Genomic DNA, 15,531 nt, shown 5'->3' with positions numbered 1-15,531 from the left:
CTTGAATCTGAGATGGTTGATTAAAATAAAGTATAAGCACCAGGGCCGATTAAAGCAATACCTACTGCAACAGCAATTAAGATTAAGTTATATTCGAATCCATTTTCTGTTACCCAGAAACCGTTTTTGCCATGAACTGTAATAATTGCAACTAACATTGTACCGACAATAAGTAGTGCACCAACTCAAGTGAAGACACCTGCTGCGAATAAGAAACCACCTAATAGTTCAGTTGCACCAGCCATAAAGGCCATAAATACACCAGGACGTAAGCCGATAGATTCCATCCAGCCGCCTGTTCCTTTTAGGCCGTAGCCACCAAACCAGCCGAATAATTTTTGAGCAGCATGCCCCATAAATGAAATTCCGATAATAAGACGAATAATAAGTAGACCCATGTTCATCATTTATAAAACCTCCTAAAAGTTATTAACTTATGTTATGTAAGTAATGATAAATCAGTTACTTACTTTAGTCAAGTGATGTTCTAAAAAAATATGAAGAAAATTTTACAAATCATAAATAAAAAACAAATATGTTGTGAAGACCTCTAGACAAGTTCGCGAAAAAAAGAGACAATATAGAAATAAGAAGTTCGTTGTTATTCCGATCATTTGAATTGACTGGATTTTTTCAAAGCGATACAATGAATTTCTATTCGTGATCATGCACTTTATTTCGAAAACGTTTTTACGGTATAGTATTTAAAGTAAGAAGTCTTACGAGTATTTCAATATTTACTAGGGATTGCCCTATATATATGCAAGCAACTTTTAAGGAGGACTATCCTATGTTTAAAAAATTATTCGGTTTTGGTTCAAAAACAAATGAAGAAACAATCGTAGCTCCGTTAACTGGAGAAGTGAAAAATATTGAAGAAGTACCAGATCCAGTATTCGCTGGTCGCATGATGGGAGATGGTATTGCAATCGTTCCAACTGAAGGTGTTGTTGTATCTCCTATAGATGGTGAAATCGTTCAATTATTCCATACGAAACATGCTGTTGGTATTAAGGCGAAGAATGGTACAGAAATTTTAATTCATGTTGGCTTAGAAACTGTAAAAATGGAAGGTGAAGGTTTCGAAGCTCACGTATCTGAAGGGCAAGCTGTAAAGAAAGGCGATAAATTAATTTCTTTCGATTTAGAAATCATTCGTGAAAAAGCAAAAAGTACAATTACACCAGTTGTTATTACAAATACAGACGCGGCTGAATCTATTAAAACAACTGTAGGCGTATCAGCTACAAAAGGTGAAACAGAAGTAATGAAAGTGACAATGAAATAATCATTTTTCATAAGGAATCCATTTTGTTTTGTATGAAATGGATTCCTTATTTTTATCTTTTTAGGCGAGAAGACACCCACCTCAAGAAATGTGGAGGGCATAGCCCAATGAGGAGGTGGAAGGCATGTTAGTCAATAAAGCGTATAAGTTTCGCCTCGATCCAAATAAAGAACAAGAGATACTGATTGCTAAAACAATCGGATGTTCTCGTTTTGAATTCAATCACTTTGTAGCGCAATGAAATGACGCATACAAAGAGACAGGCAAAGGATTGATTTATAACACTTGTTCTTCTCAATTAACACAACTAAAGAAAGAACTTGGTTAAAAGAAGTGGATAGTATTTCGCTTCAATTCTCATTAAAAAACCTTGCTGATTCATATTCACGATTCTTTAAAAAACAGAACAAAGCACTACGTTTCAAATCGAAAAAGTATAAAATTCAATCTTATACAACAAAACATACGAATGGAAATATTGCCATTGTAGGTAACAAAATCAAGTTACCTAAACTTGGATTCGTGAAATTTACAAAAAGTCGTGTTGTGGTTACCAAAACGAAGACGTTAAGAATCTCAACCTGCGTGAATGGGATAGCCTAATCAAAACTTTCGATTACGAAGGTGTTCTTAGGAATCTCCCACTTCAAGTAAGTTCATAAGAATTACTAAGTGGTGAGTAGTTCAAATTTCTAGGATGTTCTGAATAATTGTGGTATTATATTTAAGGCACTTGAAACTAGGGTTTCACATATATGTGGATAAGGCGCATTTCTCTTAGAAAAATAAATGGGAAATGCGCCTTCTGTTATATTCACAATTCTTTTGTTCTGGTGTCATGTACGTTATGATAAGCATAGGACATTTGGCAGAAGGAGTGGTTTTGGATGAAGCGAGTATTGTTTGTTTGTACTGGAAATACATGTCGCAGTCCAATGGCAGAGGCATTGCTTCGTCATTATGGCGGAGGGAATTTTGAAGTGCAATCTGCTGGTGTTTTTGCAAGCCCTGGAAGTGATGCATCTATGCATGCTAAGGAGGCATTAGCTAAGAAAGGAATTTCAATCAATCATGCTTCTAAGCAAGTGACAGAAATATTAATTGATTGGGCTGATATCATTTTGACTATGACAGAAAACCATAAACAGCTTTTGTTAGGCTATTATCCGAAAGCAAAAGAAAAACTGCATACATTATATGAATTTACAGAAGGTATAAATAAAGATATTTCAGATCCATTTGGTGGATCGCTCTCTATTTATGAGACAACTCTAGTAGAGATGGAAAAACTTGTACAAAGTTTGTTGGAAAAACATTCAGAGTCCTAATGTTTCGTGTATAATACGATATTGGAGAGCAACTTGTTTATAGTAGACAAGTTTGAAATAAGTTAGCCATTTATGAATGAAAGGATTCATAAACGTTGCAGTAAAAATCTGGAGGGGTAAAAATGAAAGTAGTAGTAGCATCTGACCACGGCGGTATCAATATCCGCAAAGAAATTGTAAATCTATTAGAAGAGCTAAACATTGAGTATATTGATTTAGGATGTGAGTGTGAGGCAGGATCTGTTGATTACCCTGATTTTGCATTTCCAGCAGCAGAAATGGTTGCAAAAGGTGAAGTAGATCGTGGTATTTTAATTTGTGGTACAGGCATTGGTATGTCAATTGCGGCAAATAAAGTTCACGGCATTCGTTGCGCATTAGTTCATGATACATTTAGTGCAAGAGCAACTAGAGAACACAATGATAGCAACATGTTAGCGATGGGTGAGCGTGTTATTGGCGCTGGCTTAGCACGTGATATCGCAAAAATTTGGTTAACAACTGATTATGAAGGTGGCCGTCACGAAAATCGTGTAGGAAAAATTAAAACATACGAAGAAAAATAATATACATTCTAACTTCTATCAAAAGATAATATAATTTGTTGAACCAACCTGTGAAAGGAAGAGGCGTAATGATGGAAATAGTAAAAGTAAAAGAGCAGCTACAAACATTGCTTTCTGATTTTCAAGAACAAGCTTCTTTACAAAGTGGTCAAATTTTTGTAGTAGGCTGTAGTACAAGTGAAGTGCTCGGAGAAAGAATTGGAACTTCAGGGACGATGAAAGTAGCCGAAGCGATTTTTTCTGAACTAATACAATTTCAAAAACAGACAGGTGTCGCATTAGTGTTTCAATGTTGTGAGCATTTAAATCGTGCTTTAGTGGTAGAAAAAGAAGTCGCTTTGAAACATGGTTTTGAAATTGTGACCGTTACGCCTGTTAGATCAGCAGGGGGGGCATTGGCAACATATGCGTATCATAATTTTAAAGATCCTGTAGTAGTAGAATTTATAAAAGCAGACGCAGGTATCGATATCGGTGATACATTTATTGGTATGCATTTAAAACATGTGGCGGTTCCTGTTCGTACAAGTATAAAAGAGGTTGGGAATGCACATGTAACAATGGCTAAAACGCGCGCGAAACTAATTGGGGGAGCGCGTGCTGTATATAAAGCGGCAGAAGAAACAATGATTTGTCGTTAATATATAAGGAAAGAAAAGACCGGACTTGGTCTTTTTTCTTTTATGATATAGAAAGTCATGTTAGAATGTAGTTGAAAATATGAAGATTTAAAAGAATTACAACTTGAATTTTCGTTTTTTCTGAATAAATAGGAAAAAACTATTGGGAATTAATGTAATTCGTTCAGAAAAGGGGGATTTTGGTGGATCATTTAAAACGTCAAGATGAAAAGGTATTTGCTGCAATTGAAGCGGAATTAGGAAGACAGCGTTCAAAAATTGAGTTAATTGCTTCGGAAAACTTCGTAAGCGAAGCTGTAATGGAAGCACAAGGTTCTGTTTTAACAAATAAGTATGCGGAAGGGTATCCTGGTAAACGTTACTATGGCGGTTGTGAGCATGTAGACGTAGTAGAGGATATTGCACGCGATCGTGTGAAAGAGATCTTTGGTGCTGAACATGTAAATGTTCAACCGCATTCTGGTGCACAAGCGAACATGGCTGTATACTTCACAATTTTAGAGCATGGAGATACAGTTCTTGGTCTGAATTTATCTCATGGTGGTCATTTGACACACGGAAGTCCTGTTAACTTTAGTGGAGTGCAATATAATTTCGTAGAATATGGTGTGGATGCTGAAACTCATCGTATTAACTACGACGATGTGTTAGCAAAAGCAAAAGAACATAAACCAAAACTAATCGTTGCAGGTGCAAGTGCATATCCTCGTGTGATCGATTTCAAAAGATTTCGTGAAATTGCAGATGAAGTAGGGGCATATTTAATGGTGGATATGGCTCATATTGCAGGTTTAGTTGCAGCGGGCTTACATCCGAATCCAGTGCCACATGCACATTTTGTTACGACAACAACACATAAAACATTACGCGGTCCACGCGGTGGTATGATTTTATGTGAAGAGAAATTTGCAAAGCAAATTGATAAATCAATCTTCCCTGGTATTCAAGGCGGTCCACTTATGCATGTCATCGCTGCAAAAGCTGTTGCATTTGGGGAAGCACTTCAAGATGACTTTAAAACATATGCGCAAAATATTATTCATAATGCACAGCGTTTAGCAGAAGGACTTCAAAAAGAAGGACTTACACTCGTTTCTGGTGGAACGGATAACCACCTGATTTTAATTGATGTTCGCAACTTAAATATTACAGGAAAAGTGGCAGAACATGTATTAGATGAAGTAGGTATTACAGTAAACAAAAATACAATTCCATTTGAAACAGCAAGTCCATTTGTAACAAGTGGTGTACGTATCGGTACAGCCGCTGTAACATCTCGTGGCTTTGGCTTAGAAGAAATGGATGAAATCGCATCAATTATTGCACATACATTAAAAAATCACGAAGACGAAACTGCATTAGAAGAAGCTCGTAAACGTGTAGCTGTATTAACAAGTAAGTTTCCAATGTACACTGATTTATGATAGATGAAAGAAAACCACTGTAACATCATGTTACAGTGGTTTTCTTTCGGTTGCATAATGCTTGAATATAGAGAAAGAACTTCATGAGAACAGATGAAGCATAACAGCCCCTTAAAGTATGTATACGAAACGTGAATAAATTTTAGAAATATAATGAAGGATAGGATTTCCATAATTGGTAAAGATATTAGATGGATTCATTATGAAATTAATATTTTTCCAAGTTTGCCCTTGAATATTAGTAGGGTTTTCTTTACAATCGTAAATAGTGCAAATGGCGTGGGAACACGCATGAATATCATCTGAAGGAGAGATTCACATGGGAAAACTGTATGTATTTGATCACCCGTTAATTCAACATAAGATTACATATATTCGCGATAAAAATACAGGTACAAAAGAGTTTCGTGAATTAGTGGATGAAGTAGCAAGCTTAATGGCTTTTGAAATTACACGTGATCTTCCACTTGAAGAGATTGAAATTGAAACACCTGTGAGCAAAGCAAAAACAAAAGTGATCGCTGGGAAGAAGCTAGGTTTAATTCCAATTTTACGTGCAGGTTTAGGAATGGTGGACGGAATTCTGAAATTAATTCCAGCAGCAAAAGTGGGACATATCGGTTTATACCGTGACCCAAAAACATTGCAACCGGTAGAATACTATGTGAAACTTCCAACGGATGTAGAAGAACGTGACTTTATCGTACTAGATCCGATGTTAGCAACAGGTGGTTCTGCAGCTGAAGCAATTAACTCTTTGAAAAAGCGCGGTGCGAAACATATTAAATTAATGTGTATCGTAGCTGCACCAGAAGGAGTAAAAGTTGTACAAGAAGAGCATCCTGATGTTGATATTTATGTAGCAGCATTAGATGAAAAATTAAATGACCACGGCTATGTTGTTCCAGGTTTAGGTGATGCTGGAGACCGACTATTTGGAACGAAGTAAGACAACAAACAGACGAGAGGGATGCCCTGCTCGTCTTTTTTATAGATCGGGAGTAGGGGAGGGGGATAAATATACAAAGAATATGCAACATAAATTGCATATTGATAACATATAATATAGAAGTCTAACATCTAAAAGAGGCTATATTATAGAAAGAAAACGTTATATCTAAAAAATAGAATGGTGACAAACTTGTGAACATTTTCTTCTATATCATAGAAAGAAAGTTACTAGATTTTATGTAAATTCCACCAGTATTTAGAAGGGGAACGTTTTCATTTTTGGGAGGAAATAACTAATACTCAAATTTTTTGATTTTTTACGATTTCTCGTTGACAGTACTAATACCCTATTGTATGCTAACAACGGGGATAGATGGTAGGGCTTTCAGTGACAATTTTGTATCTATTCTGTGACGAAAAAGTAAACTTTTGGTTTTGTTTAAGATTTATGCAAAAAAATGAGTTATTATTAACACGTCTTGAATGAGGTTTACATATTGGAGGGATGAATCCTTGCAAAAAAACGATCGCAGCCCTATAAAAGCATATGCTTTAATGTCAGGGATTTTGGCTCAGCTAGTCGGTTCCATTCTTGTTGGGATTTTTGGTGGGCAATGGATTGACAGTAAGGTTGGAACGTTTCCTTTGTTTCTAGTTATCGGCTTACTACTAGGGTTAGGAACAGGGATTTATGCAATGATTCGACTCATTCGACATTACTATTCGGGAGAGCAATGATGATAGATGTGCATGGACTTGTCCAAAGACAAAAGAAATATATGTACTACTTGCTTGCACTTCTAGTGCTAGGATGGGGATTTACCTCTTACAAGGATGTGTTTCTTGGGCTGATTATCGGAACGATTTTCAGTTTTCTTAGTTTGCGCATCATTGCACGTAGAACAGACAAGCTTATAGAACGCGTTACCAATGGAGGAAGCGTGAAATTTAAAGCTACAGCTGTCAGTACATATTCAAGGTTTGCGACGATTGGATTATTAATTTTATTTGCGGCAAAGTATCAGCATTTCATTGCGATGTGGAGCTTAGGTGTAGGATTGCTGACAGGGTATCTTGTCATGATCATAGATTTTCTTTATTTAGAGTATAAGAACAGGGAAGAGAGGTGAATTACTAGTGGAACACGGTAAATTGGTTGATTTTCTAGGTTTAACGTTCGATTTGTCCGCAGTTATCATGGTTACTGTAGCAGCAGTTATAGTTTTCTTAATCGCTGTGATTGGAACTCGAAGCTTAGCTCTTCGTCCGACAGGAATGCAAAACTTCCTTGAGTGGGTGTTAGACTTTGTGAAAGGCATTATTAGCAGTACGATGGACTGGAAAACAGGTGGGCGCTTCTTAACACTTGGCGTTACACTTATGATGTTTATTTTCGTATCAAACATGCTCGGTTTACCATTCATGTTTTCAACAACTGAGGCTGGTGAACATATTGCATGGTGGAGATCGCCAACGTCTGACCCAGCAGTTACTTTAACATTAGCCGTGATGGTAGTTACCCTCACCCATTACTATGGAATTAAGATGAAGGGTACAAAGGAATATATAAAAGGTTATTTCCAACCTATGAAGTTCTTATTTCCTTTAAAGGTTATTGAGGAGTTTGCTAACACATTAACGTTGGGGCTTCGTCTATTCGGTAACATTTATGCTGGTGAGATTTTATTAACATTGCTTGCTCAATTAGGTGCAAGTGGTGCTTTTGGAGCATTAGGTGCGGTTGTGCCAATGTTAGCATGGATGGGATTCAGTGTATTCGTTGGATCAATCCAAGCATTTATTTTCACAATGTTAACGATGGTTTACATGGCTCATAAAGTAAGTCATGACCATTAATATATCTTAAGTAAGTATAAAATTTATTTTTTTCTAATAAAAAGGAGGACATTTTAAATGAGTTTAGGTGTAATCGCAGCTGCAATTGCAATTGGTTTATCAGCATTAGGTGCAGGTATTGGTAACGGTCTTATCGTATCACGTACAATCGAAGGTGTTGCTCGTCAGCCAGAATTAAAAGGCGCACTTCAAACAATTATGTTCATCGGGGTTGCATTAGTTGAGGCACTTCCAATCATTGGTGTAGTTATTGCATTCATCGTAATGAACAGATAAGGGATACTCCCCTTACATAGATGGCGAAGAGTGTTTTTCGAACTTTCTTCGCCATTGCTTTATGAACGAAATGTATGTCTTTTTTTTCATATAGTTAATTTAGATATTTTGAAGGGAGTGAATCCTTGTGCCAACTTTATTATTAGGAGCTGCCATTCCGTTTGGAACGATCGCTTATACGTTGGTCGTTTTCCTAATTTTATTAGTGATGCTACGCAAATTTGCTTGGGGTCCTTTAATGGGAATTATGAAGGAACGTGAAGAGCATGTTGCTAGCGAAATCGACGCTGCAGAGAAAAATCACGCAGAGGCGAAAAAGTTAGTAGAGGAACAACGTGAAATGCTAAAACAGTCACGTGTTGAAGCACAAGAGTTAATCGAAAGAGCGAAAAAGCAAGCAGAAGAACAAAAAGATGGTATTATTGCTGCTGCAAAAGAAGAAGCAGAATCAATTAAAACATCTGCTGTACAAGAAATTCAACGCGAAAAAGAGCAAGCAATTGCTACATTGCAAGAACAAGTCGCTTCTTTATCCGTTCAAATTGCTTCTAAAGTAATTGAGAAAGAACTAAAAGAAGAAGACCAAGTAAAATTAATTCGCGATTATATTAAAGAAGTAGGAGAAGCGCGATGAGCAATGAGATTGTAGCAAAACGTTATGCTGTCGCTCTTTTTCAAATTGCAAAAGAAAAACATGTATTAGAAATGTTTGAAGAAGAATTAGGCCTTGTACAAAGCGTTTTTATGAAAAACGAAGAACTACATAGCTTTTTAACAAAGCCGAATATTTCAAAGGAACAGAAAAAAATGTTTCTTTCTAACGTATTCTCTTCTGTTTCTGAGTCTATTTTAAATACGTTATATATTTTAGTTGATAATAAACGAATTGAAATTTTACCTGCCATTGCAAATGAATACGTAACTCTTGCAAACGAAGAGCGTAACGTAGCGGATGCAACTGTTTATTCTACTCGTCTTCTATCTGAAGAAGAGAAACTTAACATTGCAGAAGCATTTGCAAAAAGAACTGGAAAAGATGCAATTCGCGTGAAAAATATTGTAGATGAGGATTTACTAGGCGGTATTAAAGTGCGCATTGGAAATCGCATTTACGATGGAAGTTTACAAGGAAAATTAGCACGTATTCAGCGTGAACTAATGAAGAATAGATAGGGGTGAAGCACATGAGCATCAGAGCTGAAGAAATTAGCGCACTGATAAAGCAACAAATTGAAAACTATCAGTCTGAAATCGAAGTTAGCGATGTTGGTACAGTTATCCAAGTTGGTGACGGTATCGCGCGTGCTCATGGTCTTGATAACGTTATGGCTGGTGAACTTGTAGAGTTCGCTAACGGCGTTATGGGACTAGCACAAAACTTAGAGGAAAACAACGTAGGTATTATTATTCTAGGACCTTACACAGAAATTCGTGAAGGTGACGAAGTTCGTCGTACAGGCCGTATTATGCAAGTGCCAGTAGGTGAAGAACTAATCGGTCGTGTTGTGAACCCATTAGGTCAACCAGTAGACGGTTTAGGTCCAATCCATACAACAAAAACTCGTCCAATTGAAAGCCCAGCACCAGGTGTAATGGATCGTAAATCTGTTCATGAGCCACTTCAAACTGGTATTAAGGCAATTGATGCACTTGTGCCAATCGGTCGTGGTCAACGTGAGCTAATCATCGGTGACCGCCAAACTGGTAAAACAGCAGTAGCACTGGATACAATCTTAAACCAAAAAGACGAAGACATGATTTGTATCTATGTTGCAATTGGACAAAAAGAATCTACAGTACGTAACGTAGTAGAAACACTGCGTAAGCATGGTGCATTAGAGTATACAATTGTTGTAACAGCATCAGCTTCTCAACCAGCTCCATTGTTATACTTAGCTCCTTATGCAGGTGTATCAATGGGTGAAGAATTCATGTACAACGGAAAACACGTATTAGTCGTGTATGATGACTTATCAAAACAAGCAGCTGCTTACCGTGAGCTATCATTACTATTACGTCGTCCTCCAGGTCGTGAAGCATATCCAGGGGATGTATTCTACTTACATTCTCGCTTACTAGAGCGTGCAGCAAAATTAAGCGATGCAAAAGGCGGTGGCTCATTAACAGCTCTACCTTTCATCGAAACACAAGCAGGGGACGTATCAGCATACATCCCAACAAACGTAATCTCCATTACAGATGGACAAATCTTCTTGCAATCTGACTTATTCTTCTCTGGCGTACGTCCAGCAATCGATGCAGGTACTTCAGTATCTCGTGTTGGTGGATCTGCTCAGATTAAAGCGATGAGTAAAGTATCAGGTACACTTCGTCTTGACCTTGCATCTTACCGTGAGTTAGAAGCGTTCGCTCAGTTCGGTTCTGACCTTGATAAAGCAACACAAGCGAAACTAAATCGCGGTGCTCGCACAGTTGAAGTATTAAAACAAGGATTACACAAACCATTGCGAGTAGAGAAACAAGTTATGATTCTTTACGCTTTAACACGTGGATTCCTAGATGATATTCCAGTAGCAGATATCACTCGCTTTGAAGAAGAATTCTATGCTTGGTTAGATTCAAATGCAGCTGATTTATTAGAAGAAATCCGCACAACGAAGAAACTTGCGGATGACGACAAATTTGCAGCAGCAATCAATGGATTTAAAAAAGTATTCGTAGCTTCTGAATAATAAAAAAAGCGGAGGTGGCTCGTCCAGAAGGGGAGGACATTGGACCTCCTGACGAAGAGGCGTTTTGGCCTCGCAGGAAATGGGAAATGATTGCCCCTTCTATCCACCGAAGCGAAATTATACAAAAGGTAGTTCGTCTTCGAATTACTAACGGTTTACAGAGGAAAAGAGTAGGTACACCTATTCTTTTCCTTCAATCATGAGCAAGCATGTCTTGCAATATGGATTAGAAAGATGAACAAAAAGGATTCTTACTAATCATGCCAACTTCCCGAAAAAAAGGTGGTGAAAACCTGTGGCATCTTTACGCGATATAAAAGCGAAAATTAACTCGACGAAGAAAACGAGTCAAATCACGAAAGCGATGGAGATGGTATCTGCATCGAAATTAAACCGTGCAGAACAAAATGCTAAATCTTTCGTTCCATATATGGAAAAAATTCAAGAAGTGGTAGCGAGTATCGCACAAGGTAGCAAAGGAATCAATCATCCGATGCTAACAGCGCGTCCTGTAAAGCGTACAGGGTACATCGTTATTACATCTGATCGCGGACTAGCAGGTGGTTATAACAGTAACGTATTACGTGAAGTAAGTAAGGTAATTCGTGAGCGTCATAATATGGATCCAAACCAATATTCAATTATTGTACTTGGACGACTAGGACGTGATTATTTAAAACGTCGTGGCTTTAACATCATTGATGAAGTAGTTGGATTATCTGACCACCCATCATTTACAGATATTAAAGATCTTGCTTCTCGAGCAATTGCGATGTTTGCAGATGGTGCTTATGATGAATTGTATATTTATTACAATCACTATGTAAGTAAAATTTCACAAGAAGTAACAGAAAATAAAGTTTTACCGCTTACAGATGTGAAATCTGATAAAAAATTAACTCCATATGAGTTTGAACCTTCAGAAGAAGAAATCTTAAAAGTACTATTGCCACAATACGCGGAAAGCCTAGTGTACGGTGCACTGCTAGACGGAAAAGCAAGTGAACACGCAGCGCGTATGACAGCAATGAAGAGTGCTACAGACAATGCAATGGAAGTTATCGATACACTTACACTTTCATTCAACCGTGCTCGTCAAGCTGCGATTACACAAGAAATCACAGAAATCGTTGGTGGAGCAGCAGCGTTAGAATAGTAATAAAAGGCGGAAGCGGTTCGTTCAGAATGGGAGGGGGATGGAGCTTCAGACGTAGAGGCGTAGTTTGCCTCGCAGGAAGAAGCGAAGCCACCGAGAATTCTAACCGCTGTAGCTAGATTCAGTAAAAAGCGGAGGTAGCTCGTCCAGAAGGGGGGAAATATTTGCCCCTTCTAGCCACCGAAGCTAGATTCAGTAAAAAGCGGAAGCGGCTCGTTCTGAATGTGATGAGGATGGAACTTTAGGCGAAGAGGCGTGCTTTGTCTCGTCGGTAGAAGCGAAGTCACCGAGCATTCAAGCTGCTGAAAGCTCATTCAAAAAAATTGAAAGCCGACTGATAGAAAGCTGGCTAATATAAAGAAAGCTAGGAGGGAACCCGATGAATAAAGGGCGCGTTACGCAAATCATGGGTCCGGTTGTAGACGTTAAGTTTGACGGCGGAAAGCTACCTGAAATCTACAATGCCCTTAGAATTAAAAAAGATGAAGTTAACTTAACTTTAGAAGTTGCACTTCACTTAGGTGATGACACAGTTCGTACGGTTGCGATGTCTTCCACTGATGGACTTGTTCGTGGCACAGAAGTAGAAGACACTGGTCGACCAATCTCAGTTCCAGTTGGTGATGCAACACTTGGTCGTGTATTTAACGTATTAGGTGAAGCAATTGACTTAGATGGTGAAATTCCAGCGGATGTACGCCGTGACCCAATTCACCGTCAAGCACCTGCATTCGAAGAATTATCTACGAAAGTAGAAATTCTTGAAACTGGTATTAAAGTAGTAGACTTACTTGCTCCATACATTAAAGGTGGTAAAATCGGTCTATTCGGTGGTGCCGGTGTAGGTAAAACAGTATTAATTCAGGAATTAATCAACAATATCGCACAAGAACACGGTGGTATTTCTGTATTCGCTGGTGTAGGTGAGCGTACTCGTGAAGGGAACGATTTATACCATGAAATGAGTGATTCTGGTGTAATCAAGAAAACAGCGATGGTATTCGGACAAATGAACGAGCCACCTGGTGCACGTCAACGTGTTGCATTAACAGGATTAACAATGGCTGAACATTTCCGCGATGAGCAAGGACAAGACGTACTATTGTTCATCGATAACATCTTCCGTTTCACGCAAGCGGGTTCTGAAGTATCTGCCCTTCTTGGTCGTATGCCATCTGCGGTAGGTTACCAACCAACACTTGCAACGGAAATGGGTCAATTACAAGAACGTATTACATCAACAAATAAAGGGTCTATTACGTCTATCCAAGCGGTATATGTACCAGCCGATGACTATACTGACCCAGCACCTGCTACAACGTTCGCTCACTTAGATGCAACAACAAACCTAGAGCGTCGTTTAACGCAAATGGGTATTTATCCAGCGGTAGATCCATTAGCTTCTACATCTCGTGCGCTTTCTCCAGAAATCGTAGGAGAAGAGCATTATGAGGTTGCTCGTCAAGTACAGCAAACTCTTCAACGTTATAAAGAGCTTCAAGATATTATCGCTATCTTAGGTATGGATGAGTTATCTGAAGAAGATAAGTTAGTTGTACATCGCGCTCGTCGCATTCAATTCTTCTTATCACAAAACTTCCACGTAGCGGAACAGTTTACAGGTCAACCGGGATCTTATGTACCTGTAAAAGAAACAGTTCGTGGTTTCAAAGAAATTCTAGAAGGTAAACATGATGATCTTCCAGAAGATGCATTCCGCTTAGTAGGTGGAATTGAAGAAGTTGTTGAAAACGCGAAGAAAATGATGGCGTAAGGCCTTAGGAGGGACGAATTATGAAGACATTTCCAGTCAGTATTGTAACTCCTGATGGACCGGTTTATGAAAAAGAAGTAGAAATGGTAAGCGTTAAGGCAGAAAGTGGGGAGATGGGGATTTTACCAGGTCACATTCCCACTGTTGCGCCGCTTAAAATTAGTGCGGTTCGTTTGAAAAATGGCGGTCATACTGATTATGTAGCAGTAAGCGGGGGCTTTATCGAAGTTCGTCCAGATAAAGTAACAGTATTAGCAACATCTGCTGAAGAAGCGAACCATATTGATACTCATCGTGCAAATGAAGCGAAGCGTCGTGCTGAGCAACGTCTGCAAGATAAACAAGCCCATGTTGACTTTAAGCGTGCAGAATTAGCGCTAAAACGTGCAATTAATCGTTTGGACGTTTCTAACATGAAGTAAAAAAATCCGTAAAGGTTCTTACCTTTACGGATTTTTTTATCCCGCCATTTTAGGACAGTAAGACTCCCACCTTAAGATGCAGAGAGAAGCAAGGAAGATAGGTGGGAGCAGGGGAGCAGGGCTGCCCGTAACAGCCCCATTGGTGAGGGCTCATAATCAGTGGGGATGAAGAACCTCCCCACTGATTAAAGTTTCGCTTTATTTCCCTAAATAAGGTAAATTTAGAATTTATAGAAAATATCACAAAAAATGATATAATGAGAAGGTGTTTTTATATAAATAGTATATATGGCGTATGAAAGGAGAGGGGAAAATGATTAGTGAAATGAAACGAGAAGCCTTGCAATCACTAAAGGGGAAATGGGGGCTTGGTGTAGGCTCAACAATTTTACAATTTGTTTTAAATTATATTGTTTCGCTAGTTGTATCATTAATAGTTATTATTCCAGTATTGCTGTTCATAATGGCGATCGGCGACTCAGTGTATGCATTTGAAGAGGGAGCGGCAGCAATTGGTGCTGTTATTTTATTAATTTTTATGTATATATTGATGCTCATTGTGAATTATGGATCATATGGAATTATGGCATATGGCTATACGAATTTGTATGTCAATATAAGTAAGAGAAATAATGTTACGATAGATTATTTATTTGAAGGGTTTCGTGGGTTAAGTAGAATTTGGAAGTCGATAAAAGCGATGTTAGGTTTACTTGTATATTCGCTATCTTGGCTTCCTATCGTATTTATAGGAATATTAATGTTTGTAATTGGGGATGAAAATAATCCACCTGAAAGTGAAGCGTTAGTTATCGTTGTGCTTGGCCTCCTATTCATTTCAATTATAGTATCTATCATTGCTTATTTTTCGTATGCGATGACGTTTTATATTCTAGTAGAGAATCCGGAATACAGTGTTTTACAAGCGTTAAAAGAAAGTAAGTCCATCATGAAAGGACATAAACTGGATTTATTTCTTTTATGGCTTAGCTTTATTGGTTGGGGAATTTTAGCTATGTTTACACTTGGGATTGGCTTACTTTGGTTATATCCTTATTTCACTACAACAACAGCTCATTTTTATCAATATATATCAGAAAAAGAATTATACTAAAAGGATATGAAGTGGAGAGTGCAAGGATAATGTGCTCTCGC

General features: G+C 38.1%; 18 protein-coding genes and 2 pseudogenes. 19 read left to right on the top strand and 1 reads right to left on the bottom strand.

Going from position 1 to position 15,531, the window contains the following annotated elements; translation table 11 throughout:
- Positions 1-20: 20 nt before the first annotated feature.
- Positions 21-407, bottom strand: a pseudogene (locus MR056_RS07015) (DoxX family protein).
- A gap of 383 nt (positions 408-790) precedes the next feature.
- On the opposite strand from MR056_RS07015, the gene MR056_RS07010 reads away from it, so the two are divergent.
- The 19 genes and pseudogenes from MR056_RS07010 to MR056_RS06920 all read left to right on the top strand — a co-directional run bounded on the left by MR056_RS07010 (position 791) and on the right by MR056_RS06920 (position 15,490).
- Positions 791-1,288, top strand: coding sequence for a PTS sugar transporter subunit IIA (locus MR056_RS07010; protein WP_087099474.1), 498 nt, complete (start codon positions 791-793; stop codon positions 1,286-1,288).
- 124 nt (positions 1,289-1,412) lie between these two features.
- Positions 1,413-1,837 (top strand): annotated as a pseudogene (locus tag MR056_RS07005) (helix-turn-helix domain-containing protein); the annotation flags it as partial.
- A gap of 338 nt (positions 1,838-2,175) precedes the next feature.
- Positions 2,176-2,616 (top strand): low molecular weight protein arginine phosphatase, encoded by a 441-nt coding sequence (locus tag MR056_RS07000; protein WP_012096285.1) that lies wholly within the window; start codon positions 2,176-2,178, stop codon positions 2,614-2,616.
- Positions 2,617-2,738: 122 nt separating this feature from the next.
- The gene (rpiB, locus tag MR056_RS06995) at positions 2,739-3,182 is read left to right on the top strand and encodes a ribose 5-phosphate isomerase B (protein ID WP_012096284.1); all 444 of its coding nucleotides are present in this window, start codon (positions 2,739-2,741) and stop codon (positions 3,180-3,182) included.
- Positions 3,183-3,250: 68 nt separating this feature from the next.
- Positions 3,251-3,823 carry a TIGR01440 family protein gene (locus MR056_RS06990; protein WP_012096283.1) on the top strand — a complete coding sequence of 191 codons (573 nt, stop codon included), beginning with the start codon at positions 3,251-3,253 and terminating at the stop codon, positions 3,821-3,823.
- A gap of 182 nt (positions 3,824-4,005) precedes the next feature.
- Complete coding sequence (gene glyA / locus MR056_RS06985; RefSeq protein ID WP_210370635.1) at positions 4,006-5,247, top strand: serine hydroxymethyltransferase; 1,242 nt, start codon at positions 4,006-4,008, stop codon at positions 5,245-5,247.
- Positions 5,248-5,566: 319 nt separating this feature from the next.
- Positions 5,567-6,196: a uracil phosphoribosyltransferase gene (gene upp, locus MR056_RS06980; RefSeq protein WP_012096281.1), complete on the top strand. Its 630-nt coding sequence runs from the start codon at positions 5,567-5,569 to the stop codon at positions 6,194-6,196.
- A gap of 375 nt (positions 6,197-6,571) precedes the next feature.
- Positions 6,572-6,685 (top strand): DUF4024 domain-containing protein, encoded by a 114-nt coding sequence (locus MR056_RS06975; RefSeq protein WP_081428418.1) that lies wholly within the window; start codon positions 6,572-6,574, stop codon positions 6,683-6,685.
- 26 nt (positions 6,686-6,711) lie between these two features.
- Positions 6,712-6,936, top strand: a complete 225-nt coding sequence (locus tag MR056_RS06970; protein ID WP_012096280.1) for an AtpZ/AtpI family protein — start codon at positions 6,712-6,714, stop codon at positions 6,934-6,936.
- On the top strand, positions 6,936-7,328 hold the full coding sequence (locus MR056_RS06965; RefSeq protein WP_041810138.1) for an ATP synthase subunit I: 393 nt from the start codon (positions 6,936-6,938) through the stop codon (positions 7,326-7,328). Before MR056_RS06970 ends, MR056_RS06965 begins: the two co-directional genes overlap by 1 nt.
- Before the next feature lie 7 nt (positions 7,329-7,335).
- Positions 7,336-8,055: a F0F1 ATP synthase subunit A gene (gene atpB, locus MR056_RS06960; RefSeq protein WP_210370634.1), complete on the top strand. Its 720-nt coding sequence runs from the start codon at positions 7,336-7,338 to the stop codon at positions 8,053-8,055.
- Positions 8,056-8,112: 57 nt separating this feature from the next.
- Positions 8,113-8,331, top strand: a complete 219-nt coding sequence (gene atpE / locus MR056_RS06955; RefSeq protein WP_012096277.1) for a F0F1 ATP synthase subunit C — start codon at positions 8,113-8,115, stop codon at positions 8,329-8,331.
- A 127-nt stretch (positions 8,332-8,458) separates the two neighbouring features.
- Entirely contained in the window at positions 8,459-8,965 is a 507-nt protein-coding gene (gene atpF, locus MR056_RS06950) for a F0F1 ATP synthase subunit B (RefSeq protein ID WP_012096276.1), read from the top strand.
- The gene (locus MR056_RS06945) at positions 8,962-9,504 is read left to right on the top strand and encodes a F0F1 ATP synthase subunit delta (RefSeq protein ID WP_012096275.1); all 543 of its coding nucleotides are present in this window, start codon (positions 8,962-8,964) and stop codon (positions 9,502-9,504) included. The genes atpF and MR056_RS06945 overlap by 4 nt, the downstream gene beginning before the upstream one ends.
- 11 nt (positions 9,505-9,515) lie before the next feature.
- Positions 9,516-11,024 (top strand): F0F1 ATP synthase subunit alpha, encoded by a 1,509-nt coding sequence (atpA, locus tag MR056_RS06940; RefSeq protein WP_012096274.1) that lies wholly within the window; start codon positions 9,516-9,518, stop codon positions 11,022-11,024.
- A gap of 295 nt (positions 11,025-11,319) precedes the next feature.
- Complete coding sequence (gene atpG / locus MR056_RS06935; protein WP_012096273.1) at positions 11,320-12,180, top strand: F0F1 ATP synthase subunit gamma; 861 nt, start codon at positions 11,320-11,322, stop codon at positions 12,178-12,180.
- Between the two features lie 379 nt (positions 12,181-12,559).
- Positions 12,560-13,954: a F0F1 ATP synthase subunit beta gene (gene atpD, locus MR056_RS06930; RefSeq protein WP_012096272.1), complete on the top strand. Its 1,395-nt coding sequence runs from the start codon at positions 12,560-12,562 to the stop codon at positions 13,952-13,954.
- Positions 13,955-13,974: 20 nt separating this feature from the next.
- Complete coding sequence (locus MR056_RS06925) at positions 13,975-14,376, top strand: F0F1 ATP synthase subunit epsilon (protein WP_012096271.1); 402 nt, start codon at positions 13,975-13,977, stop codon at positions 14,374-14,376.
- Between the two features lie 313 nt (positions 14,377-14,689).
- Entirely contained in the window at positions 14,690-15,490 is an 801-nt protein-coding gene (locus MR056_RS06920) for a DUF975 family protein (protein ID WP_210370633.1), read from the top strand.
- Positions 15,491-15,531: the final 41 nt, after the last annotated feature.

Origin of the sequence: Bacillus cereus group sp. BfR-BA-01360 (assembly GCF_022663595.1) — a bacterium.
Lineage (GTDB): Bacteria > Bacillota > Bacilli > Bacillales > Bacillaceae_G > Bacillus_A > Bacillus_A cytotoxicus.
The sequence above is the reverse complement of the archived record's forward strand: the minus strand, read 5'-3'. Positions and strand labels throughout refer to the sequence as shown.

What these genes read in the sequence shown, in the direction of transcription:
- MR056_RS07010 (WP_087099474.1), top strand. Translation starts at nt 791, where the DNA reads ATGTTTAAAAAATTATTCGGTTTTGGTTCAAAAACAAATGAAGAAACA.
- MR056_RS07000 (WP_012096285.1), top strand. Translation starts at nt 2,176, where the DNA reads ATGAAGCGAGTATTGTTTGTTTGTACTGGAAATACATGTCGCAGTCCA.
- rpiB (WP_012096284.1), top strand. Translation starts at nt 2,739, where the DNA reads ATGAAAGTAGTAGTAGCATCTGACCACGGCGGTATCAATATCCGCAAA.
- MR056_RS06990 (WP_012096283.1), top strand. Translation starts at nt 3,251, where the DNA reads ATGATGGAAATAGTAAAAGTAAAAGAGCAGCTACAAACATTGCTTTCT.
- upp (WP_012096281.1), top strand. Translation starts at nt 5,567, where the DNA reads ATGGGAAAACTGTATGTATTTGATCACCCGTTAATTCAACATAAGATT.
- MR056_RS06975 (WP_081428418.1), top strand. Translation starts at nt 6,572, where the DNA reads ATGGTAGGGCTTTCAGTGACAATTTTGTATCTATTCTGTGACGAAAAA.
- MR056_RS06965 (WP_041810138.1), top strand. Translation starts at nt 6,936, where the DNA reads ATGATAGATGTGCATGGACTTGTCCAAAGACAAAAGAAATATATGTAC.
- atpE (WP_012096277.1), top strand. Translation starts at nt 8,113, where the DNA reads ATGAGTTTAGGTGTAATCGCAGCTGCAATTGCAATTGGTTTATCAGCA.
- MR056_RS06945 (WP_012096275.1), top strand. Translation starts at nt 8,962, where the DNA reads ATGAGCAATGAGATTGTAGCAAAACGTTATGCTGTCGCTCTTTTTCAA.
- atpA (WP_012096274.1), top strand. Translation starts at nt 9,516, where the DNA reads ATGAGCATCAGAGCTGAAGAAATTAGCGCACTGATAAAGCAACAAATT.
- atpD (WP_012096272.1), top strand. Translation starts at nt 12,560, where the DNA reads ATGAATAAAGGGCGCGTTACGCAAATCATGGGTCCGGTTGTAGACGTT.
- MR056_RS06925 (WP_012096271.1), top strand. Translation starts at nt 13,975, where the DNA reads ATGAAGACATTTCCAGTCAGTATTGTAACTCCTGATGGACCGGTTTAT.
- MR056_RS06920 (WP_210370633.1), top strand. Translation starts at nt 14,690, where the DNA reads ATGATTAGTGAAATGAAACGAGAAGCCTTGCAATCACTAAAGGGGAAA.